A 24,500-nucleotide genomic window follows, 5' to 3' on the forward strand; every position below is an offset into this window, starting at 1 on the left:
TTTAGAATGTCCCAGCATCAATACTGTTATTGCTTTGTCCATTAATATTAATTATAAGTTTAAAAGGTAAACATACAATCATCTCACCTGGTTTTGAAATCCATCCACTTTTAACACACTCTTTATGTGGACAATCTGCATCTTTAATACTAATACTATTATGTTTAACTGATATAGTATTAAAATGGCCATTTGCTGTCTTAAAAGTAAAATCTTCTGGCTTAACTATCTTACTTAAATCAATAGTTTTAATAACCTTGCCTTCACGTTTAATAACTGCAATATTTTCTGACCCCTTAATTGAAGTTTTATATATTGAAACTACTCCTACTGCTATTACTACAATAAATAAAAGTACTATCCCAACTATTTTATCACCTTTCTTCATAAGTAAACTCCTTATTCGTTAAATTAAAACTATCTTTAAGACCTGCTGTAACATATACTTTTTTATCTGAGGTAACAAAAATAGCTTCTACGCCTTTAATAGACTCTATCAATTTAATTCCCTTTGAGAGTCCCACTATATATGTACTAGTAGATAGTGCATCTCCATCTATTGAGTTATCTGACACTATGGTTGTACTTATAAGACCAGCCTCTGATGGGTATCCAGTTTTTGGGTCAAATATGTGATGGTAACGCTTGCCGTCCACAATAAAATATCTTTCATAGTTTCCTGATGTAACCATAGATTTATCAGTAACACTAATTGTTCCTAAGTATTGTCCCCGTGTATCCAATGGATTCTGTATCCCTATATTCCAGCTAGTTCCATCTGGTTTACTTCCTACAGCAAAAACATTACCACCTAAATTTATAAGTGCACTGTTAACCTTATTATCAATTAAAACTTTCTTTATCTCATCAGCTGTATAGCCTTTTGCTATAGCACCCAAATCTATAGCTTGCCCAGTTCGCCTTAACTGTACTGTAGAATTCTTACTATCTAGAATAATATCCTTATAGTCGACTAGCTTTAACTTTTCCTCGATTTCACTTTTGGAAGGAATTCTCGCCTTATCTGTACCTATGCCCCACAGCTTTACAATTGGTTCTATTGTTGCATCAAGTGATCCATCTGTTAATTTACTATACTTAACAGCTTTTTCTATTACTGAGTAAGTATCCACACTAAGCTTTTCACCTGAAACCCCTGCCTTAGCATTTAATTTTGTAATTTCAGAAGATTTAATATTAACAGACATTTTGCTTTCTATGTCACTAATTCTTTTTAAAGCTAGCTCTGTTGCTTTTTCTGAATTTTTACCATAAACCTTTAATTGAACAATTGTCCCCATCATATAGGTCTCTTTTTCAACGGGTTTAGTATTAGTTTTGCAAGATACTAAAAATATTGGAATGCACAATAATAAAACCATATACCATGTTTTTCGTGAACTTTTTATGATATCTCACCCTTCCTAGCTTGTTTTTAAATACATTATATCATATATATACTTTAAGTAAATTACTTACTATAGCATGAATAACCGAAATTTTTAGTCCAAACTAAAAACGCCGAAACAAAGTCTCAGCGTTTTTAGTAATTAAAAAAATTATGTGAAAAGTTCTTTATGTCTACGCAATTTTACAAACACTATTACCGACAAACTAATCATTAGAATACTTAATAAGAAAAAGATTAGTGTAAATGCTCCAGCTTTAGTAGCTGATATATTATATTGTGCACTCATTTGAGCAATTTGGTTAGCTCTATCAGAAAAAACACGTATAGAATATCGTATCCACAGCACTGAAATAGCAAATGCTAATGGAACTATTGCCATGGCTATTAAATACCCACTTTTCCGTCTTCTCTTCATCCCTATAAGCCCCATAAATATTGGAAGAATGAATAGCAATGGCAAAATAAATCCAGTAAATTGTGAAGATAACATTAAAAACAATGCACATAAAATTGTAAAATAAAAAGTAATTTTTTTCATAGTTACAGCTTCGTTAATATTCATATATTTCCACTCTTTTCTTATTTATTCTTTAATACTGCTCTTAAACTCAGAACTGATAAAGTAAATATACTTCCCCACATTCCTAACATAAAAGCTAATGCTTGACCACTCATATTTCTTCCTCCTTATATTTCTCTGAAATAAACAGTAATTATTATTTTCTTATAAGAACCTCATTTTGTAAAATCTCTTCACCATAAACAGCTTTTAAACTCCTATAAGTTCCAATAAATCCAATGATAAATACCACAATTAAAACCATTCTTGCACCATTTACCCAAGGAATCAACTCTGGTGTTTTCACTACAAAACTTGGTATTAATTTAAAGTATCCTTCTTCAATATATGATTTTGTTGATCCAATTAAGATAATTATTATTGTTAAAGGTGTTACAAATTTAATCATAACACTGTACATCCATTTAGGTGCTTTCCAGTAACCTCCAATATTTATCTCATCCAATGCATTATCTTTCATAAGCCAACCAGCTACAATTATTTCTATAAGTCCCATTATAACCAGTAAATAGCTACCAACCCAGTTATCAAGCTCTGTAAAATAAGCAAGTTCAGCAGTTTTTGTAATTATTGGTTCTAAAGCAACTGGAAGTCCAACTATTATATATCCTACGAAAACCATTAAAGCAGCCTTCTTCTTTACCATGCCCATGCCTTCTTCTAATATTGTTACTAAGTAATTATACATTGCAATAGCTGAAGTAAACCCAGCAAAGAATAATAACATAAACCATAGTGTTCCCATTAATCTACCACCGTCCATAACTCTAAAAATATTAGGTAGAGATATAAAAGATAGTCCTACTCCTGAACTTAGCCCTTTTACGCCCATGAAAGCATAGGTAATTGGTATTGCAATACTTCCGCCCAAAATTACTTCTGCAAATTCATTTAAGGATACTGTTGTCATTGATGAAGCTACAATATCGTCCTCTGATTTTAAATAAGAAGCATAGTTTTGAATTATTCCCATACCGAGTGATAGTGTAAAGAAAATTTGTCCCGCTGCTGCAAGTGCACCTTTGAAACTAAAATCTTGCCATCTTGGAGTCCAAAGATAATCTAGCCCCTTTATAGCAGACCAATCTGGATTAACCGGTGATCCAATAGTTAATGTTTTATAAATTAATATAAATCCAAATATATATAGAGTAGGCATCATTATTTTTGCCCAAGATTCTATACCTTTTTCAATTCCTCTTGTAACTGCAAGTCCCAAAACTGCTAAACTAACGATCCAAAAAGTAAATACATAAGCCGGATTTTGTATATAATTCGTAAAAAACTGTCCTGTGGTTACAGCCGTATCTAAGTATCCACCAGTGGCAGATAAAAAGGCATAGCCTAGAGTCCACCCTATCAAATGATTATAATATGAATTTACTAGTAGTGTAACTCCAATAACTAACATTCCACATATAGAACCTAAAATAATTGCACGTCGCGGTTTAATCTTGTCCCTTGATTGAATATAAATCATAAAACCTACAGTTCCATGTCCATATCTTCCACCAAGTCTTCCCATCATCCATTCTACCATCATTAATGGAATTCCTATTAAAATAAGAGCGCCCACATAAGGAATCATAAAAGCTCCGCCACCGTTTTTTGCAGCCTGATATGGAAATCTCCAAAAATTGCCAAGACCAACCGAATTCCCTGCCATTGCTAGAATCATTCCAATTTTCGATCCCCATTCTTCTCGTTCTTTAGCCATAATTAAACCTCCCCTTGTATATTTATTAATAATATATTAATTGTTTATGAATTATTAATATATTATCAAATTTTTCTGAAAATTGCAAGCGTTAATATTTTTTCTTCACTTTGTTTTTTTGTTTTATGTATTTGTTTTATTTTTACAAATATGTGTTCCAAAACACTAAAAAGGCATTTCCTTAGATATTGTTGTTATACCAGTGTATTTTTAACTATTTTACACGAATTCTTTAAATACATTCTTAAAAAAATGCTATTCAATTTCTAATAAAATTTTAGTAATAAGCAAAAAAATAAAAATAATGATTTTTTTCAAAAATAAAAAATCATTATTCACCAATATAATCTTATTTGAATTTTAAAAAAAGGCACAGGATTAATATTATATGCCTTCTTCTAAAAAACAATAAATTTATTTAATCCTAATAAGCCCTTTGATCTCCATTTAAAATATTCTCAATTTCTACTGCTATTTCACGACCTTTTTTATAGGAGTTAAGCCTATCTTGTGGTATGGAGTCTTTATATCTGTCTTCACCAGAAAGAAAATCTATTATTCCTTTTTTTGCACTTGGCACATCTCCAACGTGTTCTATTCCATTAACTTCTTTTACTTTTGAATAATCCATGAATATTCCTCCCTATATGTCTTGCAAATACTGAGTACTTATTAATACTCAAGTATCGTAAGTATTATAGTTATAGCTTTCCCAATTTAGAATTTTTAATGTATTAATACATCCCTTAAGATCAACAAAAGTATATATTAATCACATGAAAATTATTACTCTTCATTTTTAGAATGCCTTTTAATTCTAAAGAATTTGTTACATTATAATATAAATCTCCTTAATATTTATTCAAAATATTTACATAAAAAAAAATAATGGTCATATTATATAACAGTACTTTAATTTTTAATGATTAGATAAGGGGGGATATGTAATGAAAAAGAAAAAATTAGTTACTTCTTTGCTATTAGCTTTGTTTGTATCCACAAATGTACTTTCTGGATGCTCAAAAAAACCTAAAGTTGTAGAGAACAAAGCACCACAAGTTTTAAATTATTATACTGTAGATGAACCAGAAACCTTGGACCCACAACAGATGACCGGATCACCTGACTTTCAGATTTCAAATATGTTTATTGAAAGTTTAGTTCGTTTTGGTAAAGAAGAAGGTAAATACGAACCAGGAGTTGCTAAAAAATGGAGTTTAGATACTTCAACCAATACTTATACTTTTGAGTTAAATAAAGATGCGAAATGGTCTGATGGAACAGCAGTTACTGCAAATGATTTCTTCTTTGGATGGAAGCTTGCGCTTGATGGAAATAGTCAGTACGCATTTATGATTAGTGATTACATTGTAGGAGCTCAAGATTACGCTGCTCTTACTAGTGAGGGGTTTTACGGCGAATCAAATGCTAAGTTTAAAGCTTTAGTTGATGACAGAGATGCGCAAAAAGACAAAGATAAAAAATCAGCTTTGGCTGCTAAGGTTACCGATGCTTTAAAGGCAATGCCAGCAGATCTAAAAACAGCATTTGAGGCAAAGAAAAAAGATTTATGGTCAAAGGTTGGAATCAAAGAGAATAATGGAAATATTGAAATTAAACTTTCAAAAGTATGCCCATACTTTGTGGGGTTAACTGCCAATTCTGTTTATTGTCCTGTAAACGAGAAATTTTACAATGATCATAAGAGTGACTACACTCTTGAAGCTGCAGGGTTAAACAGTAATGGACCATGGATGGTTAAAGAATGGAAACACAAAGATAGCTTTACTTTACAAAAAAATCCAAATTACTGGAATAAGAGTAATATAAAGATCGATACAATTCAGTTAAAAGTTGTTATTGATGTTGCTACAAGAACAAATCTTTTAAAGACAGGTGCTTTAGATGGCTCAGCTATTCAAGCCAATGATTTGAAGACATTCCAAGATAAAGCAATACTTGATCAATACAAACTCCAAGATTTAATTGATATGCCTGATTATACTGTATTCTATCTTGAATTTAACCAATTTAATAATCCAATAACTTCTAATGTTAATATTAGAAAGGCTATATCCTTAGCTATGGACCGTAAGGGTTTAGTTGAAAATGTTTCACAAGGCGACATTGCTGCACTTGCAGTAGTTCCGGAGTACTTCCCAGGTCTTAGTAAAGCCTTCCGTGAAGAGAATGGCAAGACTTTATTTGAAGATAATCAAAAGGATGCTGCTAAAGCAGCTTTAGCCCAAGGTTTATCAGAGTTAAAACTAGCTAAATTACCTACTATAGATGTTTTAACAAATCAGTCTGATATCGGTAAGAAACAAGGCGAAAAGTTACAATCAGATTTAAAAGAAATTGGAATTGACATTAATCTTGTGCCAGTTGCATGGGGTGATAAATTAACTAGATTGAAAGCTGGAACATTTGGTATTTGTGCTAGTGGTTGGGGACCTGATTATATGGATCCAATGACATATCTTGATTTATTTGAATCAAAAAATGGAAATAATCATGGTAAATATAATAACCCAAATTATGATAAATTAATTAATAATGCTAAAACTGAATCAGATGCTAAAAAAAGAATGGGTTATTTATATGATGCTGAAAAAATATTAATGAGCGATATGGTTATTGCACCTCAATACTATAGAACACTTCATACCACATTTAAAAATTATTTAAATGGAGTTGTTATTAGAGGCGCTGGCCCAACCGTAGATTTTTATTGGGCTAATGTAGATATGACAAAGAAGAATGGTGAGAAAGCTAAGTAAATTTAATTTTAATTATTAATAGGTAAGGTGGGGTATATGTTATTTAAACGTATATCTTTCCTTTTATTAATAGGTAAATGAGTAACTTAGTATTTTTCTATATAGAGGAGGTTCACGAATGGTTAAATACATTTTAAAAAGAATCTTTTACGCAATAATCACAATTTTATGCATAGCAACTATAACTTTTGCATTAATGAAAGCTCTACCGGGAGATCCCTTCCATAATGAAAAAATGAAACCTGAATTAAGACAAGCTTTGTTACAAAAATATGGATTGGATCTACCGGTTTCCCAGCAATATTTAAAATATATGAATAACTTAGTTCATGGGGACCTTGGACTTTCTTATAAATACGTTAATCGTCCAGTATCTCAAGTAATTAAAAGTAGTTTTCCTAAATCCTTTGCTTTAGGATGGAGGGCCATGGCATACTCATCTATTTTCGGAATACTTTTGGGTATAATAGCAGCCTTAAAACATCAGAAAACACAAGATTATATTATAATTTTTATTTCTATTGTAGGAGTATCTGTTCCAAGTATTGTTATGGGGCCACTGCTCGCATACTATTTTGGCGTTAATTTAGGGTGGTTGCCAGTTACCGTAACCAGCAGTGAACTTTCTATGCTTTTACCATCCTTTACTTTAGGCCTTGGTACTCTGGCATTTGTAGCTAGATTAATGCGTTCAACTACCCTTGAAGTACTGGGTCAAGATTATATACTAACTGGAAAATCTAAAGGACTCGCCACTTCTAAAATTGTATGGAACCATGTAATTCGCAATGCCGTAATGCCAGTTATATCAGTACTTGGACCATCTTTTGCTGCTATTATAACAGGCTCCATTGTTATTGAAAATGTTTTTGCTGTTTCAGGACTTGGGGGATATTTTGTATCCACCATCACAGACCAGGATTATTCTATGACTATGGGTATAACATTATTCTATGCAGTGCTTATAATAGTATCTATTCTTTTAGTTGATATAGCATATGGATTAGTTGATCCAAGACTTAAAGTATCAAGTAAAGGGGGCGAATAACTAAATGGATAAAATTGAAAAGGAGCAATTTAATCATGTTGGTAAGAACCTAGAAGCTGCTCAGAGTATAAAACGCCCGAGTATGTCATATTTACAGGATGCCTTTAGGAGATTAAAAAAGAGCAAGCCATCTATAATATCTTTTTGGATTTTAGTTGTATTGATTATTATGGCAATAGTTGGCCCAATGATTTCAAAATCACTTTATGGACATACTTATAGAACCCAAAATTTAAAGTTGCAAGATCAAACCTTTATTCTTTCAAATCAGCGTAGTTTAAAGTTATCTTCTAATTCTGTATTTTCCTATGGAAAATATAAACCTAACCTTAGAAAAACAAAATTGGAATTTAAAAATGTTAAATTAAAAAACCAATCTGGAAAGCTAAGCTTTTACATTGGTGATAAATCTGAGGAATCCTATCAAGGGGATCAAAAGGAATTTAAACTGGAGATAACAACAACTTCATCAGATAATTGGGATTCAATTATAAAGAAATTAAATATTGAAGCAGAAAATATTTTAAAACAAGACCCAGATTTTAGAGGAATCTCTTTTAAAAAAAATCATAACAATATAACTGTAACAACAAAAGGCGAAAAAAACTTCAACAGTAAATATTGGCTTGGAACTGATGACCTTGGTAGAGATCTATTTACTAGGTTATGGGAAGGCTCAAGAGTTTCTCTCCTGATTGCAGTAATATCAGTGTTATTTACAATTTTATTTGGTGTTGTTTATGGAGGTATATCTGGATACATTGGCGGAAGAGCTGATACTATAATGATGAGAATCATTGAAATTATCATGGTTATTCCAGATATGTTATATATCATGTTATTATCTATTGTATTTCCCAGAGGAGTTGTAACCATTACCCTTGTTCTTGCATTTACAAGCTGGATGGGAACTGCAATATTGGTTCGTGGAGAAGTTTTAAGATTAAAACACAGCGAATATGTGATTGCATCACAAATTCTAGGTGCAGATTCAAAAAGAGTTATTTTCAAACATTTGATTCCAAATTGTATGGGGCCAATTATAGTTAACATGACTATGATGATTCCAAGGATGATTTTTGCAGAGGCATTTTTAAGTTTCATAGGTTTAGGCGTACCAGCGCCATATGCGTCTCTCGGAGTTCTAGTTAATGATGGAGCAAAGATTTTTTATCAATACCCACATTTACTTATAATACCATCAATTGTTTTATGCTTAATTATGCTTTCATTCAATATGCTTGGTGATGGACTACGCGATGCACTTGACCCTAAACTTAGGAAATAGGAGGTTAATAACTTGGAAAAAAAGATATTAGAAGTGGAGAATTTATATGTTTCTTTTGATACGTATGCAGGTGAGATTCAAGCAGTTCGTGGTGTTTCCTTTGAATTATTTGAAGGTGAGACTTTAGCTATTGTTGGAGAATCTGGTTGTGGGAAATCTGTAACTGCTAAATCTATAATGAGACTTAACCCAGAGCCACCTGCACGTTTTAAAAGCGGAAAAATTATTTTTAATGGTGAAGATATAATTGCTAAGTCTGAAAAAGAAATGAGAGAAATTAGAGGTAAAGAGATTGGTATGATATTTCAAGACCCAATGACTTCTCTTAATCCTACAATGACAATTGGAAACCAGATATCAGAAGGTTTAAGGACACATAATAGTACTCTTACAAATAAACAAGCCCATAAGGTAGCTCTTAATATGTTAAAGTTAGTTCAAATACCAAATGCAGAGCAGCGAATTAGCGAATATCCACATCAGTTTTCTGGCGGAATGCGTCAACGTGCTATGATTGCAATTGCACTCGTGTGTAATCCTAAGCTTCTTATCGCTGATGAGCCTACAACTGCGCTGGATGTAACAATTCAAGCACAAATATTAGAATTAATGAAGGATTTGCAGAAAAAGATAAACACTTCTATTATAATGATTACTCATGATTTGGGTGTAGTCGCTAATATTTCACAAAGAGTTGTGGTTATGTATGGTGGAAAAATCGTAGAGTATGCAAGTACTAATGAGTTATATTATAATCCAAAACATCCATATACTTGGGGACTTTTGAGTTCAGTACCAAGGGTTGATATTGTCAAAAGTCAAAATAGATTATCATCAATAGAGGGTACACCGCCAGATTTATTTGCGCCTCCCTCTGGATGCCCATTTGCAGATAGATGTGAATATTCAATGAAAATTTGCAGGGAAAAGATGCCTCCTGACTTTATTATTAGTAAAGGACATGGAGCTGCCTGTTGGTTAAACCATCCGGATGCTCCAAAAGTAAATTCACCTAGTCTTTTTATAACAGCAAATAAATCCACTGAAAAGAGAGGTGGAAATTAAAATGGTTGAAAAAGATAAAAAAGAAATACTTCTTAGCGTAAAAAATTTAAAAAAATATTTTCTTGTGGGAAAAAATCAATATTTAAAAGCTGTTGATGATATAAGTTTTGATATTTATAAGGGTGAAACACTAGGTCTCGTAGGCGAATCAGGTTGTGGAAAATCTACCTGTGGGCGAACTATTTTAAGAATTTATAACCCTACAGCAGGTACTATTGAGTTTGAAGGTAAATCTGTTCATAGCCTGAAAGGAAAAAACTTAAAGGAATTTAATAGAAGAGCACAAATGATTTTTCAAGATCCATATGCTTCTTTAAATCCTAGAATGCTTGTATCCAATATTGTTGCAGAGGGTATTGATATTCATAATCTTAGCCATGGAGACGAGCGAAAGAAAAGAATTGACGACCTTTTAGAATTGGTTGGACTTAATCGGGAACATGCAAATAGATTTCCACATGAATTTAGTGGTGGGCAGAGACAGAGAATAGGAATAGCTCGTGCGCTTGCAGTAGATCCTGATTTTATAGTATGCGATGAACCTATATCAGCGTTAGATGTTTCTGTTCAAGCTCAAGTAGTAAATTTACTTCAGGAATTACAAACAAAATATGGTTTAACCTTCTTGTTTATCGCACATGATCTTTCAATGGTTAAATATATTTCAGACAGAGTTGCAGTAATGTATCTTGGTTCCATGTCAGAGATTGCTAAAAGTGATGAATTATACAAAAAACCACTTCATCCTTATACAGAGGCGTTACTTTCATCAATTCCACTACCTGATCCAAATATTGAAAAAACTAGACAAAGGATAGTGCTTGAAGGTGATGTTCCTAGTCCTATAAATCCCCCTAATGGATGTAAGTTTGTTGATAGGTGTAATAAAGCTATGGATATTTGTCGCGAAAATAGACCTAAGATGGTAGAGATAGAACCAGAACATTTTGTTGCATGCCATTTATATGATAAATAATATAAGATATTAACAGCCAAAAACTGAGTACTGTGATATTACTGGGAAAATAAGCACTATGGAAACTTATTCAAATCCAATAAGTTTCCATAGTGCTTTTTATGTTTAGCAATTAAAAAAATACATGAATTTTATCTTTGATAGATCCCCTTTTTATATACTAAATTATAAAAATATAATATAATCAATTTAAAGTAATATTCCATAAATATTTATTAATTGTTATTTATAAGCAAATAAGGGGGGTTCATATTGAAACGCAATTTTAAAATATTTGTATTTTTACTATTTTCCTGTATTTTCATGGCTTTCACAAGTACAACTTTTTCCACTGAAAAGTATATTTTCTTATCTTCAAAACAAAATACTGATTCAAATAAAATGTGGACTATAAAATTTAACACCACCCTTGATAAAAAAACTATCACGGATGAAAACATTTGGGTTTCTGATTCAAAAGGTAATAAGCTAGATACAGCTTTAGCTTTAGCCGAAAATTTGAAATCTGTAAAAATATCTCCACTTAAAAAGAGTTATAATTTAAATGAAACCTACTTTTTAAATATAGAAAATGGTGTACAAGCATTAAACGGTAATAGATTATCATCTGCTGTTGCCATGCCTTTTACCATCCCTAGTTTTAAACTTGGGGATGAATTATTATTCACAAAGCATAGTGAACTTATAGAGGGCAAAAAAATAGGATTTATTACAAATCAGACCGGAGTAAACAGCTCAGGTGAAAATATGATAACGCTACTAGCTAATTATAAAGGCGCAAAACTTACAGCTTTATATGGACCAGAGCACGGTATTGATGGTAAAGCTAAGGCTGGTGACGATGTAAAATCTTATATTCATCAAAGCTTAAATATTCCTGTTTATAGTCTTTATGGAGATACTAGAAAGCCTACTAAAGAAATGCTATCAAACATAGATGTACTTATTTTTGATATTCAAGATATTGGCTCGCGTTCTTATACTTATATGTCAACATTAAACTATTGTATGCTAGCTGCTGCGGAGTATAATAAACCAATTATTGTTTTAGATAGGCCTAATCCATTAGGTGGTGAAATTGTTGATGGCCCAGTGCTTGAGGATAAATATAAAACCTTTGTTGGCGTAGATAATTTGCCCATATGCCATGGCATGACTGCTGGGGAGTTAGCTAATTTTTTCAATCGTAAAATTAGTGCTAACCTTACTGTTATACTTATGGAAGGCTATAGCAGAGATATGATTTTTGAAGATACAAAATTAAAATGGGTTCAAAGTTCTCCATACATTCCAGATATTGCTTCAGTGTTTGGTTATTCTGCTACTGGTCTTGGAGAAGGAACTTCTATTTATCAAGACGATTCCTTTAAATGGGTAGGTGGACCCGGTATAAACTCAGATAAGTACGCAAAGCTATTAAACGACGATAATCTACCTGGTGTAAAATTTATTGCTAAGAATAGAGGCAGTTCTGGCGGTGTAAAACTTTTGATAACTGATTATCGCCTGTTTAACCCAGCTAAAACAGGAATATACACTCTTGCACGTGCACACTCATTAAATAATTTCAAAGTACCTAAAAGTAATGAAACCATTGTAATGTTTGATAAAATCATGGGCACAGATAAGATTGGGATGTATTTAGAAAAAGGATACACACCTCAGCAAATAGAAGCGACCTATAAAGCGGATTTGGAACAATTTAAAAAAGAGAGACAAAAATATTTAATTTACGAATAAATCTAAATGCGAAGTTAATGCTTTTTTCTTGGATTATGCTATAACAAAAAGTATATATTGCTGGAATGCTCTCACGTCGCTAAGTAATTCTAAAATTTATTTTATTTACAGTTGCTAAAAAATGCAAACTCGCTATCGCTCAGACATGCATTTTTCTTTACGCACCTGCAAATAAAATAAATTGTGAATTACTAAGGCTTGTTCGAATGCATTCTGCGCAATATATACTTTTGTTAGCATAATCCAAGAAAAAATAGTTAATTCACAATAAAAGATTAATGTGACATGGCATAACCCTAAATCTAAGCCTAACCTCTACTATCAAACCCTCTGCATTTATCATAGGATATATAAGATTTAGAATTAATCAGTCCCATTTATCACTATTTTTCATATGATATTTTAAATAGCTTTAGTGTTATTAAGAATTATTTTCTGAGTAAAAGCATATTTTTACCAAGTTCTACAAATTGCATATATGAGAAACATATGTTATACTAATTAAAATTTTGTAGTATATAAATACTTTTACCACAATAGCTTTCTTTGTTTGTACTGATGTAATAATTTCTGGGAGGGGATACTTATGGAAAATAATCTTAAGGATAATTTAAGAAAAAATATGCTTAAAGAAAGAAAAAGCATGAAAACAGAGACTGTAAGTGCTTTTAGCCATATAATTATGGACACAATTATAAAATTACCTGAATTTTTAAATTGCAAAAATATCATGTTATACTTAAGTTTTAATAATGAAGTTGATACATATGATCTTGCTAAGTGGTGTTTAGATAACGGTAAAAAAGTAATTGTACCTTATTGTATAAAAGAAACACGAGAAATTATACCTTTTGAAATAAATAATCTTACAACGGATCTTACTAAATCTTCTTTTGGTATTATGGAGCCCAAACATGATATACTAAAAAAAGCTAATACTTGCGATATAGATTTAATAATAGTTCCTGGCGTAGTATTTGATAAGTATGGAAGTAGGATAGGCTTTGGTGCAGGTTATTACGATAGATTTTTACCTAAAAGAGTAAAAAATACTCCTACTATAGGTATAGCCTTTGACTATCAAGTAATTAGTAAAATCCCCACTGGTACTTATGATGTGCCTTTAGATTTCATAATCACGGAAAAAAGAATAATATTTCCTGATTAAGTCCTTATACCTTTTTATGGTTAAACAATTACAGAAACAAAATTATACTAGTATTGGAGGTGACCCCTTTGGAAAAAAGAATAGCTGCTTTCTTTGATATTGACGGTACTCTCTATAGGGAAGGTTTAATAACAGAGGTATTTAAAAAATTAATAAAAAGCGAACTAATAGAAAATGATAAATGGTACAAAGAGGTAAAACCATTTTATGTTAAATGGGATAAGAGAATAGGAAATTATGATAATTACCTACTTAAGATGGCTGATATTTATAGTGAAGCCATAATTGGCCTTCACAGGACTCAAATTGAGTTTATTGCTAGCCAAATTATAAAGCAAAAGGGAGATAGAGTATATACCTATACTCGTGATAGAATTAAATGGCATAAAGATCAGGGTCATTTAATTATTACTATATCAGGTAGCCCCATTGAACTTGTACGAGAAATGTCTATAAAATACGGTTTTGATGATTATATAGGAACAAAGTATCTATTAAATGAAAATGATGTTTACACTGGTAAAATTATTCCTATGTGGGATAGCGCTAGTAAACAAACTGCCATAGAAACTTTCGTTGGTAAATATGATATTGATTTGCAGCAAAGTTATGCTTATGGAGATACTTCTGGGGACTACACTATGTTAAAGTCAATTAGTAACCCCACAGCAATAAACCCTACTAAAGAACTGCTACTAATGATTTTAAATGATGATGAATTAAAAGAAAAAATAAATATAATGATTGAAAGAAAAGATGTGGTATATAAGCTACACCCAGAACACATAGACATATAATATCTTTGTTTTTTCTAAAAAACTACTATATAATATTATAGTAGTTTTTTAATTAGAATTATCATAACATATTTTGTTTTGAAAGGTGCTCTCTAATGTTAAGAGATTTATTATGATCATAATTTAATATTTGCTTTACTTGTTCTTCTTTGAAAATCTTTTTTTTGATATAAGTGAATATCCAATCCATATTATAAATAAACTCCCAATGGTTATATTTGTTATAATGTCTTTTAATGCTGGCATACCTTGTGCTAGAAAGGTTCCAATTAGGATTAACCCTCCCATTAAAATTAAAATAAACTTGTTTAGTTTTATATATTCCACTTTGTTTTCGCCACTATAATTTTTACCTTGCTTCTTCTCAAAATTTAAGCCAGAAACAACAGCGGAAGCTCCCATCATGACAAATATAATAGTAAAAATACTATCGCCCATTCCCATTAATAATACCCCCTATGATACCTAACTAATACTAATACTAATACTAATACTAAAAATATTATATCATAAACATATCTGCATATTATCAATTATCAATTATCAATTATCTAAGCTTCATTTCTTGCCCTATAATTGTCTTCCAATTATCTATAATTGGTTTTATAATATTAGGTCCTATCTTTGATATGAAAACTAATTTGGATTCTGATTCTCCTAATGGAGATTCTGCTTCTCCTAAGGTCAATAATTTATAATCAATTTTTCTATTAACTACATCTACTTGATTCCATCCATCCTCTAATTTGAAAAACCCTTTAATTCTATAGCTACTTTCTGAAACACTGTTTAGAAATTCAGTTAGTTCTTCTTTAGTTACTTGTCCATTAAAAGTTAAATTTAAACTTTTAGGTTTGCTTTCAGGAGTATTGGTAGTTTCTTCATCTTCGGTCCATTGATTTTTCATTAAATCATGGCTTAAGAAATCATAGCTAAGTTCACCAAAACTACATTCCTGAATTTCCACTTTAGAATTAATATCTATAATTTTATTTTTAATTTGGGAAAGTGTTTCTTCGTTAACTAAATCTATTTTATTAATTACAACCAAGTGACAGTGTTTAAGCTGTCTTTCTACTGTTTCTAAATCTTCTATTTGATCTAGAAAGTGCAGAGCATCCACAAGGCATATGGCTCCTTTATAGTCATAAACATTGCCCACTTCAACCTCTACCCCACTTAATACATCCCCAATATTAGATGGATCTGCAAGTCCAGAACTTTCTACAAATAAATATTTTAATGAACCTTTTGACATTTCAACCATAGCATGAGCAAAAGATAATTTCAGGCAAGAACAAAATATAGACCCTTTGTTAATTTCAATTAACTCCATGCCTTCTTTTTTAATAATTTGTCCATCTATACCCATTTTTCCAAACTCATTCATTATCACTCCGATTTTTTCCTCTGATAAATTGTTAAGTACATTTGTTAGAAATGTTGTCTTACCTGAACCCAAGAAACCTGTTAATAAATACAAATTTATTTTATTTTCCAATTATATCCCTCTTTTCTAATAATTAAAATCTATTATAATTTCGCTTTTTATCTTATAACCTGAAATTTAAATATGTATATAGTTAAATTATAAATTTATAAGGTATAAAGGTCAATAAAAAACTAGCAAATTATGTAATATCAGTTATGTCTATTTTACATTCATTACATATCTTATATATTAAGGAAGGTACTTTCTAATTAAAAAAAAGGAGAATTTAATATAGTTTCCCACATTAAACTCTCCAATATTTATTTCATTTTTTTAATTACAAATACTAAATTTCTTTTAATAGATTTGCCATTTCTATTGCAGATACTGCAGCATCATAGCCCTTATTACCAGCTTTAGTCCCTGCTCTTTCAATTGCTTGCTCAATATTCTCAGTAGTAAGCACCCCGAAAATAACTGGAACTCCTGTTTCTAAGGATACAGATGCAATTCCTTTAGTAACCTCACCAGATACATATTCATAATGAGATGTAGCCCCTCTAATAACTGCTCCTAAACATATTACGCCATCATACTTGCCAGACTTCGCCATCTTCTTTGCAACTAATGGTATCTCAAATGCCCCTGGCACCCATGCAATTTCAATGTTATCTTCTTCCACACCGTGACGTTTTAGACCATCTAGTGCTCCTGATAATAATTTACCGCCTATAAACTCATTAAATCTAGCTACTATAATTCCGAATTTTAAACCCTCTGCTATTAATTTACCTTCATATGTTTTCATGTTAATTCCTCCTATTAATTTATGCTATTTTAGCTTTTAATATATTTATTTTAATTTAAGTAAATGGCCCATTTTTTTCTTTTTAGTTTCTAAATAAAACTTATTTCTTTCATTATGATTCATCTCTATAGCTACTCTTTCAACTATATCAATACCATAACCTGAAATACCTGTTATTTTTTTAGGATTGTTAGTCATCATTCTAATCTTTTTAGCGCCCAGCAGTTCTAATATCTGAGCCCCTATACCATAATCTCTCATATCTATCGGAAATCCTAAAGCTACATTTGCTTCCGCGGTGTCCATGCCTTTATCTTGAAGATTATAAGCCTTTAACTTATTAATTAATCCTATTCCTCGACCTTCCTGCCTCATGTAAACCAAAATTCCACACTCTTCTTTTGATATCGCTTTCATGGCTGCATCATATTGTTCCCCACAATCACATCTCATAGACCCCAGCGCATCTCCAGTAAGGCACTCTGAATGCACTCTGACAAGAACAGGCTTACTACTGTCTATTTCTCCTTTGACTAATGCTACATGGTGTTCTCCATTTATCTTATTGACAAATCCATAGATTTTAAATTCTCCATATCTAGTTGGCATTTTAGCTTCTGTAACCATTTCTACAAGGCATTCAGTTTTTCTTCTATATGCAATTAAATCTACTATAGTAATTATTTTTAAATCATGCACTCTCACATATTCCATAAGTTCAGGGACCCTAGCCATGGATCCATCTTCATTCATAATTTCGCAAATTACCCCTGCAGGATATAATCCAGCCAGCCTTGCCATATCAACTGCAGCTTCTGTATGTCCAGCCCTTTTTAACACTCCACCCTCTCTTGCAGCTAGTGGAAATACGTGACCCGGTCTATTAAAATCCTTTGAAGAAGCCTGAGGATCTATCACTTTTAATATAGTGGTTGCTCTTTCTGCTGCTGATATTCCTGTAGTAGTATCGATGGCATCAATAGAGACTGTAAACGCTGTTCCATGAACATCAGTATTGTTTGTCACCATCTGTTTTATATTTAATTTATCTAATCTTTCTTTAGTTGTAGGCATGCATATAAGTCCACGGGCATAAGTAGCCATAAAATTTATATTTTCCTTAGTAGCTTTTTCCGCAGCTATTATTATATCTCCTTCATTTTCCCTATCTTCGTCATCTACTACCACAATCATTTTTCCATTTTTAACATCTTCTAGTGCTTCTTCAATAGTATTAAATTTAAACATCTTTACACCCCTTAATTTTTATTATTATTACTTTATACTGTGAAACGATTTATTAAAATCCATTTTCCATAAGAAAATCCCTACTAATAGCTTTCTTTTCTTTTGGAGCTTCACCATATTTCAATAGTTTTTCAATATACTTTGACATAATATCACTTTCAAGATTAACCACATCACCTATCTTGTTGTTTAATAAAGTAGTTTCACCTTTTGTATGAGGTATAATCGATACTTTAAATTTTTGGGCGTCCACATATGCAACAGTTAAACTAATTCCGTCTATGGTTATTGAACCTTTATGTACAATATACTTTAATATATACGCTGTAGTTTCTATAGCCACCCAAGTGGCATTGTCTTCTTTATAAATATCTAGAATAGTTCCTATTCCATCAATATGTCCACTTACTATATGACCTCCTAGTCTATCACTAGCTCTAAGTGCTCTTTCTAAATTAACGAGGGAGCCCGGTTTTAATTTCCCTAAATTACTACTTCTAATAGTTTCAGCCATAACATCTACACTAAAGCTACTTTTATTAAATTCTGTTACAGTAAGACACACTCCATTGGTGTTAATGCTATCTCCAATCTTTGTATCTTCCAAAATCTTTGTGGCTTTTATGGTGATTCTCGCAGATCTTGCACCTTTTCCTATGGATAGTATCTCACCAATTTCCTCAATCAAACCTGTAAACATCTATTCACATCCTTTATAATAACTTTAAACTTTCACTACATAAGCCTCAATCATGATGTCCTCATCAAATCTAGTTACTTCGGCATCACAAAGCACAATAGAATCTTCCACATGCTCTACGCCCTTGCCACCTACTGGTGTTTTACCAGAAGTCCCTCCAAATATTTTGGGAGAAATAAAATTAATAACTTTATCCACAATGCCTTCCTCTATTGCAGAATAATTTAAAGTACTTCCACCTTCGAGTAGAATACTATCTATTCCCATTTCACCTAGTACTATCATTAAACACTTCAAATCTACCAAATTATTTTTACTAGGAGTTACAATAACCTCTGCGCCTTTTTGTTTTATAGCTTCGATTTTACCCTTATTCGCAAATTCCGTTGTAACTATAATCGTTTTTGTTTTTTCATCACATTGCAATACCTTTGCCTCTAAGGGTATTCTTGCCTTACTATCTATAACTATTCTTGTAGGGTTTAGGCTAAGCAAACCATCTCTTCTTGTAGTAAGTTCTGGGTCATCCATAAGGATTGTTCCAATCCCCACCATAATTCCAGATACCCTTTGCCTTAATTCATGCACATATGCTCTAGATTTTTCATTACTTATCCACTTTGAATCCCCACTAGAAGTGGCTATTTTTCCATCTAGCGTCATAGCAGTTTTCATTATACAAAAAGGTTGTTTCGAACTTATGTACTTTATAAAAATTTCATTTGTTTTCATTATTTCTTTTTCCATTATGCCAGTAGTAACTTCTATACCGCTACTTCTAAGGATTTCTATACCTTTGCCTGCCACCAGTGGATTTGGGTCTATCATTCCAATTACCACTTTAGATATTTTATTTCTCACTATAGCATCAGCACAAGGTGGGGTTTTACCATAATGAGAACAAGGCTCCAAAGTTACGTACATGGTTGCACCTTCTACGTCTTCCTTTGAATTTTTAAAAGCATTTACTTCTGCATGTGCTCCCCCAAAATATTCATGATAGCCTTCACCAATTATTTTATTGTCTTTTACAATAACAGCACCCACTAGTGGGTTTGGATTTACAAAACCAACTGCTCTTTTAGATAATTCAAGTGCTCTATTCATATAATAATTGTCCAATATACCACCCCTAATTCTATAATTGTAGTGCAATTTTTATTGGGTATCTCTTTTCTTAGTATGCATAATTTTCAAGAAATAAAATCATATAAATTACTAGCTTGTTATTTGTTTTAATGTGCCTAAATTAATAAAAGCCCTGAAAACAATGTTTTCAGGGCTTAATAAGCTTAATATATTTAATATCAAAATACAAAAGCATCTTCACAACTATCTTCATAGTTAATAAAACTCTCTTATATCTATCATTACTCTCCTTCTCTCATCCAGACTTTACTGTCGGCTCTGGAATTCAACCAGATCTACCTTTCGGCTCGCGGGCTATACCGCCGGTTAGGAATCTCACCTACCCTGAAGGATCTATTCAATTTTCAACTTAAGAATAGCACTTTGTGATTTTACTGTCAAGTGAATAAATATATAATAAAAATAAAGAACCATTTATTTAACACCTTAAATAATGGCTCTTTATAATGTTCATATTTATTTGTTTTTCTTATTTCTTGTCTCACTATTTTTTATATTTACATCATTGTCACGCATATCTTTGTCATTATCTGTTATTTTTATTCCTACTGAAGATAATTGCTCATTTGTAAGTTTCTGCTTTACAGTCATTTAAAACACTCCCTTTCTTAATTTATATTTTCCACCGGGAGAGAGATTTATACTACTATTATATTTATTTTTGCTTTTTTACTTTACAAAGTTAACGTGTTAAAGTAAAATGATATTTATAGCTTGTACAAAAGATAAATAAAGGAGTGTTGAAAATGAAAAATAAATTAAAATTATTAATGGTGGCAATACTTTCCACCGCTATTTTAACGGCTTGTGGAAGTACACCTTCTACAGATAACTCATTAAGTGATATAAAACAAAAGAAAGAACTAATAATTGGTCTTGATGATAATTTTCCACCAATGGGCTTTAGAGATAAGAGTGGTGAAATTGTAGGCTTTGACATTGATATGGCAAAAGAAGTAGGCAAGCGAATGGGCGTAGCCGTAACCTTTAAGCCTGTTGAATGGGACGGCGTTATATTAAGTCTAAATAATAAAGACATTGATGCTATATGGAATGGATTAACCATAACCGACAAGCGAAAACAGCAAATCGCTTTTTCTAAAGTATACCTTCAAAACAAACAAATAATTATTGTAAAAAACAAATCAAAGGTTTCGAGTAAGGTTGATTTAAAGAATAAAATAGTAGGTCTTCAAATGGGTAGTAGCAGTGAAACTGCTCTAAGTTCAGATTCACAGCTTTCTAGTTCATTAAAAGAGGTGAAGAAGTACTCAAACAATACAGAAGCTCTATTAGATTTAAATGCTGATCGTATTGATGCTGTTATAGTAGATGAAGTAGTTGGTAGATACTACACTAATCTAAAACCAGGTGATTATAAAGTTCTTAATGAAAATTTAGGTGTAGAGGATTATGGCGTAGGTATGAGAAAAACTGATGCAAATCTTACTTCCGAAATAGATAAACTAATAGGCGAGATTAAAAGTGATGGAACTGCAAATAAAATATCCCAAAAATGGTTTGGGAAAGATATTACAAATAAATAATGATTATGAATTTTTCGGAAGTGGGTGTTATATTTGGCTAATTTTATAGACATTACAACTTATATTTTAAAAGGTAGCCTCTTTACAATTGAATTGTATTTTGCAACCATAATCTTTTGTTTGCCTCTTGGAATAATAGGCGCGCTAATTAAAGTCTCAAATTTAAAAATACTTGGTAAAATTGTGGACCTCTATACTTGGTTTTTTAGAGGAACACCCTTACTTCTTCAACTTTTCTTCACATATTTCGGGCTACCTATTATTGGCATTAAGTTTTCTCCTTTTACTGCAGCTGCTCTTACCTTTTCTTTAAATTATGGTGCTTACTTTACTGAAATATTCAGGTCTGGCATTCAATCTATTGATAAAGGACAATACGAGGCAGCCAAAGTATTAGGTATGAATTATAGACAAACTATGTCAAAAATAATACTGCCACAAGCCTTTAAACGAATAATTCCTCCCACCTGTAATGAGGGAATTACTTTAATAAAAGATACGGCTTTAGTAGCTGCTATAGGATTACAAGATTTACTAAGAGCTGCTAGAGAAATTGTAACTAGAGATTTTACAATCGCTCCTTTTTTTATTGCCGCAATAATATATTTAATTTTTACTTCACTTATTGTCATGGCTTTTAAAAAATTAGAAAAAAAGTATTCAGTTTACGAATAGACAATAACTGGCTCAATAAGAATAACCTGTTAAATTAAGGACGGTGCTACTATGAATTTACTTACGCTAAGTAAAATAAATAAAAGTTTTGATAAAAATGAAGTTTTAAAGAATGTATCACTAAGTTTACAAAAGGGTGAAGTAATATCCATTATTGGTCCTTCTGGCTCTGGGAAAAGCACTCTTCTTAGATGCATAAGTGGGCTTGAGCAGATGGATAGTGGACTAATCGAATTTAATGACATAATTATAGCCGCGGCTAAAAAGAAAATTACTAATATTAAAGCAATTGATGCACATAAAAAAATAGGCATGGTTTTTCAAAATTTCAATTTATTTCCTCATAAAACAGTTTTAGAGAATATTATTGAAGCTCCAATTATAGTAAATAATATAGATAAAAAAGACGCTATAAACATAGCAAAAAACCTACTAACAAAAGTAGATTTATTGGATAAAATAAATTCTTATCCTTGTACTCTTTCAGGTGGTCAAAAGCAGAGAATTGCTATTGCTAGGGCTCTTGCAATGAATCCCGAGTTAATTCTTTTTGATGAACCAACTTCTGCATTGGATCCTAAACTCACCAGCGAGGTTTTGAAAGTAATTAGAAATCTTGCCCTTGAAAAAATATCACTAGTAGTAGTTACCCATGAAATGGAATTTGCAAGGGAAATTTCAGATAGAATTATTTTTATGGAAAACGGAGAAATACTAGAGACCTCCTCTCCTGATTTATTATTCTCAAATCCTAAACATCCAAGAATTAAACAGTTTTTAAATCTTGCCTAAAAATAATTTATTATTATAAAAAGCAACTAAAAAAGGTTATCTATATGCTAACATATAGATAACCTTTTTTAGTTATTATAGTAATTACTATTTAACCATTAATTTAAGAGCCTGGTCTAAATCAGCAATAATATCTTCAACATTTTCAAGGCCTACTGCTAGTCTTACTAAACCATCCGTTATACCAGCTTCTAACCTTTCCTCCTCTGAATATGGTGAATGAGTCATGGAAGCAGGATGTTCAATTAGTGTTTCAGCATCTCCTAAACTAACAGCTATGCTGCAAAGCTCAGTAGAATTTAAGAATTTTTTACCTTCTTCAAGTCCACCCTTAATTTCAAAAGCAATAATTCCACCAGAAAGACTCATTTGTTTTTTTGCAAGTTCATATTGTGGAAAACTTTTAAGTCCTGGGTAATATACTTTTTCAACTAATGGATGAGCTTCTAAAAATTCAGCTACAGCCATTGCATTTTTGCAGTGTTTTTCCATTCTTATTTCTAGTGTTTTCATTCCTCTTATAATCAAGAATGCATTAAAAGGACTTAATGAAGCTCCTGTCATATCTTTAACACCAAATAATCTAACCTGATCAATAAATTCTTTAGATCCAACAGCAAAACCAGAAATTACATCTCCATGTCCATTAAGAAATTTTGTTCCTGAATGTACTACAACGTCTGCACCGAGTTCTAGAGGCCTTTGTGTGTATGGAGTACTAAATGTATTGTCCACTATAACCATACAATCTTCCTTAGCATGGGCAATCTTTGCTATTGCTTCAATATCTGTTATAAGCAATGTTGGATTTGCAGGTGTTTCTAAGTAAATAACTTTTGTGTTTTCTTTCATAGCATTTCTAACATTTTCTAAGTTTGAAACATCAACAAAAGTAACTTCAACACCATATCTAGAAATACCATGAGCCAAAAATGCATGAGTACAGCCATAAAGAGTTTGTGCTGAAATCACATGGTCTCCAGCCTTTAATGCTGTCCACATAACTGAAGATATAGCTCCTATACCTGATCCCATGGACATACATGCTTCTCCGCCTTCAAGCATTGCCAATTTTTCTTCGAGTACTGTATTAGTAGGATTTCCTAGTCTTGTATAAACATAGCCCTCTTCTTCTCCCGCAAATCTTCTTCCACCTTGCTCAGCTGAGTCAAAAACAAAAGTAGCTGTTTGATGTATTGGAGTAGCTAGTGCTCCATACTGATCTTCTTTATTTCCACCATGTATAGCAATAGTCGCAAATCCACTATTTCGTAAATGTTCTCTATCCATCACAATTCCCCCTAGTATAATTTTCTCTTCATATAGATATATAAGCAATAATGCTGCCACCTTTTAGTAAAAGCTTTTTAAAATTAGCATTATAAAATTCTTTAGGCATATGAAATAAATAGCTTTTTATTTATTTACTGTACCTATGCCATTCAACTACAGTTTTTTATATGAATTCTAATATTTATATTGGGAAAATCAAAATTAAATTGATATTATAATAGCCCTAGATTAATTTTTATTTAATGCAGTGGAATTTTTTATAACCATTAAGGTCATAAAAGTGTAA

At 31.6% G+C, this 24,500-nt stretch carries 24 protein-coding genes and 1 riboswitch; of the genes, 11 read left to right on the forward strand and 13 right to left on the reverse strand.

The window, feature by feature from the left end:
* Position 1 precedes the first annotated feature (1 nt).
* From G9F71_RS19455 to G9F71_RS19475, 5 genes are all read right to left on the reverse strand, one after another.
* Positions 2 to 388, reverse strand: coding sequence for a NusG domain II-containing protein (locus G9F71_RS19455; protein ID WP_164944652.1), 387 nt, complete (start codon positions 386 to 388; stop codon positions 2 to 4).
* Positions 375 to 1,382 carry an FAD:protein FMN transferase gene (locus G9F71_RS19460; RefSeq protein ID WP_164950519.1) on the reverse strand — a complete coding sequence of 336 codons (1,008 nt, stop codon included), beginning with the start codon at positions 1,380 to 1,382 and terminating at the stop codon, positions 375 to 377. The genes G9F71_RS19455 and G9F71_RS19460 overlap by 14 nt, the downstream gene beginning before the upstream one ends.
* A gap of 177 nt (positions 1,383 to 1,559) precedes the next feature.
* Positions 1,560 to 1,973 carry a hypothetical protein gene (locus tag G9F71_RS19465; RefSeq protein ID WP_164950520.1) on the reverse strand — a complete coding sequence of 138 codons (414 nt, stop codon included), beginning with the start codon at positions 1,971 to 1,973 and terminating at the stop codon, positions 1,560 to 1,562.
* Positions 1,974 to 2,127: 154 nt separating this feature from the next.
* Positions 2,128 to 3,708, reverse strand: coding sequence for a sodium-dependent transporter (locus tag G9F71_RS19470; protein ID WP_164950521.1), 1,581 nt, complete (start codon positions 3,706 to 3,708; stop codon positions 2,128 to 2,130).
* A gap of 424 nt (positions 3,709 to 4,132) precedes the next feature.
* The gene (locus G9F71_RS19475) at positions 4,133 to 4,339 is read right to left on the reverse strand and encodes a hypothetical protein (RefSeq protein ID WP_125002670.1); all 207 of its coding nucleotides are present in this window, start codon (positions 4,337 to 4,339) and stop codon (positions 4,133 to 4,135) included.
* Between the two features lie 316 nt (positions 4,340 to 4,655).
* On the opposite strand from G9F71_RS19475, the gene G9F71_RS19480 reads away from it, so the two are divergent.
* From G9F71_RS19480 to G9F71_RS19515, 8 genes are all read left to right on the forward strand, one after another.
* On the forward strand, positions 4,656 to 6,488 hold the full coding sequence (locus tag G9F71_RS19480; protein WP_164950522.1) for an ABC transporter substrate-binding protein: 1,833 nt from the start codon (positions 4,656 to 4,658) through the stop codon (positions 6,486 to 6,488).
* 118 nt (positions 6,489 to 6,606) lie between these two features.
* Positions 6,607 to 7,536: an ABC transporter permease gene (locus G9F71_RS19485; protein ID WP_125002674.1), complete on the forward strand. Its 930-nt coding sequence runs from the start codon at positions 6,607 to 6,609 to the stop codon at positions 7,534 to 7,536.
* 4 nt (positions 7,537 to 7,540) lie between these two features.
* Positions 7,541 to 8,824 carry an ABC transporter permease gene (locus tag G9F71_RS19490; RefSeq protein ID WP_164950523.1) on the forward strand — a complete coding sequence of 428 codons (1,284 nt, stop codon included), beginning with the start codon at positions 7,541 to 7,543 and terminating at the stop codon, positions 8,822 to 8,824.
* Positions 8,825 to 8,836: 12 nt separating this feature from the next.
* Complete coding sequence (locus G9F71_RS19495; protein ID WP_164950524.1) at positions 8,837 to 9,889, forward strand: ABC transporter ATP-binding protein; 1,053 nt, start codon at positions 8,837 to 8,839, stop codon at positions 9,887 to 9,889.
* Position 9,890: 1 nt separating this feature from the next.
* Positions 9,891 to 10,865: an ABC transporter ATP-binding protein gene (locus G9F71_RS19500; protein ID WP_164950525.1), complete on the forward strand. Its 975-nt coding sequence runs from the start codon at positions 9,891 to 9,893 to the stop codon at positions 10,863 to 10,865.
* A 252-nt stretch (positions 10,866 to 11,117) separates the two neighbouring features.
* Positions 11,118 to 12,605, forward strand: a complete 1,488-nt coding sequence (locus G9F71_RS19505) for an exo-beta-N-acetylmuramidase NamZ domain-containing protein (RefSeq protein WP_164950526.1) — start codon at positions 11,118 to 11,120, stop codon at positions 12,603 to 12,605.
* 586 nt (positions 12,606 to 13,191) lie between these two features.
* Entirely contained in the window at positions 13,192 to 13,773 is a 582-nt protein-coding gene (locus G9F71_RS19510; RefSeq protein WP_164950527.1) for a 5-formyltetrahydrofolate cyclo-ligase, read from the forward strand.
* 68 nt (positions 13,774 to 13,841) lie between these two features.
* A complete protein-coding gene (locus tag G9F71_RS19515; RefSeq protein WP_164950528.1) occupies positions 13,842 to 14,570 on the forward strand; it encodes an HAD-IB family hydrolase in 729 nt (242 codons plus the stop codon).
* Between the two features lie 135 nt (positions 14,571 to 14,705).
* On the opposite strand, the gene G9F71_RS19520 is transcribed toward G9F71_RS19515, so the two are convergent.
* The 7 genes from G9F71_RS19520 to G9F71_RS27395 form a co-directional block, all read right to left on the reverse strand.
* Entirely contained in the window at positions 14,706 to 15,014 is a 309-nt protein-coding gene (locus G9F71_RS19520; protein ID WP_164950529.1) for a hypothetical protein, read from the reverse strand.
* A 103-nt stretch (positions 15,015 to 15,117) separates the two neighbouring features.
* The gene (locus G9F71_RS19525; protein WP_164950530.1) at positions 15,118 to 16,071 is read right to left on the reverse strand and encodes a CobW family GTP-binding protein; all 954 of its coding nucleotides are present in this window, start codon (positions 16,069 to 16,071) and stop codon (positions 15,118 to 15,120) included.
* Positions 16,072 to 16,348: 277 nt separating this feature from the next.
* Positions 16,349 to 16,810, reverse strand: coding sequence for a 6,7-dimethyl-8-ribityllumazine synthase (gene ribE / locus G9F71_RS19530; RefSeq protein WP_125002690.1), 462 nt, complete (start codon positions 16,808 to 16,810; stop codon positions 16,349 to 16,351).
* Between the two features lie 45 nt (positions 16,811 to 16,855).
* On the reverse strand, positions 16,856 to 18,058 hold the full coding sequence (locus tag G9F71_RS19535) for a bifunctional 3,4-dihydroxy-2-butanone-4-phosphate synthase/GTP cyclohydrolase II (protein WP_164950531.1): 1,203 nt from the start codon (positions 18,056 to 18,058) through the stop codon (positions 16,856 to 16,858).
* A 52-nt stretch (positions 18,059 to 18,110) separates the two neighbouring features.
* Positions 18,111 to 18,758, reverse strand: coding sequence for a riboflavin synthase (gene ribE, locus G9F71_RS19540; RefSeq protein ID WP_164944667.1), 648 nt, complete (start codon positions 18,756 to 18,758; stop codon positions 18,111 to 18,113).
* Positions 18,759 to 18,782: 24 nt separating this feature from the next.
* Complete coding sequence (gene ribD / locus G9F71_RS19545; protein WP_164950532.1) at positions 18,783 to 19,880, reverse strand: bifunctional diaminohydroxyphosphoribosylaminopyrimidine deaminase/5-amino-6-(5-phosphoribosylamino)uracil reductase RibD; 1,098 nt, start codon at positions 19,878 to 19,880, stop codon at positions 18,783 to 18,785.
* Positions 19,881 to 20,130: 250 nt separating this feature from the next.
* A riboswitch (FMN riboswitch) is annotated at positions 20,131 to 20,243 on the reverse strand.
* A 120-nt stretch (positions 20,244 to 20,363) separates the two neighbouring features.
* Positions 20,364 to 20,498: a hypothetical protein gene (locus G9F71_RS27395; RefSeq protein WP_263488232.1), complete on the reverse strand. Its 135-nt coding sequence runs from the start codon at positions 20,496 to 20,498 to the stop codon at positions 20,364 to 20,366.
* 155 nt (positions 20,499 to 20,653) lie between these two features.
* Between G9F71_RS27395 and G9F71_RS19550 the strand changes: the two genes are divergently transcribed.
* The 3 genes from G9F71_RS19550 to G9F71_RS19560 are packed head-to-tail and all read left to right on the forward strand — an operon-like array spanning position 20,654 to position 22,921.
* Positions 20,654 to 21,454, forward strand: a complete 801-nt coding sequence (locus G9F71_RS19550) for an amino acid ABC transporter substrate-binding protein (protein ID WP_164950533.1) — start codon at positions 20,654 to 20,656, stop codon at positions 21,452 to 21,454.
* A 33-nt stretch (positions 21,455 to 21,487) separates the two neighbouring features.
* Positions 21,488 to 22,129, forward strand: a complete 642-nt coding sequence (locus G9F71_RS19555; protein ID WP_164944670.1) for an amino acid ABC transporter permease — start codon at positions 21,488 to 21,490, stop codon at positions 22,127 to 22,129.
* Between the two features lie 51 nt (positions 22,130 to 22,180).
* Entirely contained in the window at positions 22,181 to 22,921 is a 741-nt protein-coding gene (locus G9F71_RS19560; RefSeq protein ID WP_164950534.1) for an amino acid ABC transporter ATP-binding protein, read from the forward strand.
* Positions 22,922 to 23,008: 87 nt separating this feature from the next.
* Here G9F71_RS19560 and megL read toward each other — a convergent pair whose 3' ends face one another.
* The gene (gene megL, locus G9F71_RS19565) at positions 23,009 to 24,211 is read right to left on the reverse strand and encodes a methionine gamma-lyase (protein ID WP_164950535.1); all 1,203 of its coding nucleotides are present in this window, start codon (positions 24,209 to 24,211) and stop codon (positions 23,009 to 23,011) included.
* Positions 24,212 to 24,500 lie beyond the last annotated feature (289 nt).

Origin of the sequence: Clostridium sp. FP2 (assembly GCF_011065955.2) — a bacterium.
In the GTDB taxonomy this organism is placed as follows: Bacteria; Bacillota; Clostridia; order Clostridiales; family Clostridiaceae; genus Clostridium_AD; species Clostridium_AD tagluense.

Coding starts and splice junctions, on each gene's coding strand:
- G9F71_RS19455 (WP_164944652.1), bottom strand. CDS start 388: ATGAAGAAAGGTGATAAAATAGTTGGGATAGTACTTTTATTTATTGTA.
- G9F71_RS19460 (WP_164950519.1), bottom strand. CDS start 1,382: ATGGTTTTATTATTGTGCATTCCAATATTTTTAGTATCTTGCAAAACT.
- G9F71_RS19465 (WP_164950520.1), bottom strand. CDS start 1,973: ATGAATATTAACGAAGCTGTAACTATGAAAAAAATTACTTTTTATTTT.
- G9F71_RS19470 (WP_164950521.1), bottom strand. CDS start 3,708: ATGGCTAAAGAACGAGAAGAATGGGGATCGAAAATTGGAATGATTCTA.
- G9F71_RS19475 (WP_125002670.1), bottom strand. CDS start 4,339: ATGGATTATTCAAAAGTAAAAGAAGTTAATGGAATAGAACACGTTGGA.
- G9F71_RS19480 (WP_164950522.1), top strand. CDS start 4,656: ATGAAAAAGAAAAAATTAGTTACTTCTTTGCTATTAGCTTTGTTTGTA.
- G9F71_RS19485 (WP_125002674.1), top strand. CDS start 6,607: ATGGTTAAATACATTTTAAAAAGAATCTTTTACGCAATAATCACAATT.
- G9F71_RS19490 (WP_164950523.1), top strand. CDS start 7,541: ATGGATAAAATTGAAAAGGAGCAATTTAATCATGTTGGTAAGAACCTA.
- G9F71_RS19500 (WP_164950525.1), top strand. CDS start 9,891: ATGGTTGAAAAAGATAAAAAAGAAATACTTCTTAGCGTAAAAAATTTA.
- G9F71_RS19510 (WP_164950527.1), top strand. CDS start 13,192: ATGGAAAATAATCTTAAGGATAATTTAAGAAAAAATATGCTTAAAGAA.
- G9F71_RS19520 (WP_164950529.1), bottom strand. CDS start 15,014: ATGGGAATGGGCGATAGTATTTTTACTATTATATTTGTCATGATGGGA.
- ribE (WP_125002690.1), bottom strand. CDS start 16,810: ATGAAAACATATGAAGGTAAATTAATAGCAGAGGGTTTAAAATTCGGA.
- G9F71_RS19535 (WP_164950531.1), bottom strand. CDS start 18,058: ATGTTTAAATTTAATACTATTGAAGAAGCACTAGAAGATGTTAAAAAT.
- ribE (WP_164944667.1), bottom strand. CDS start 18,758: ATGTTTACAGGTTTGATTGAGGAAATTGGTGAGATACTATCCATAGGA.
- G9F71_RS27395 (WP_263488232.1), bottom strand. CDS start 20,498: ATGACTGTAAAGCAGAAACTTACAAATGAGCAATTATCTTCAGTAGGA.
- G9F71_RS19550 (WP_164950533.1), top strand. CDS start 20,654: ATGAAAAATAAATTAAAATTATTAATGGTGGCAATACTTTCCACCGCT.
- G9F71_RS19560 (WP_164950534.1), top strand. CDS start 22,181: ATGAATTTACTTACGCTAAGTAAAATAAATAAAAGTTTTGATAAAAAT.
- megL (WP_164950535.1), bottom strand. CDS start 24,211: ATGGATAGAGAACATTTACGAAATAGTGGATTTGCGACTATTGCTATA.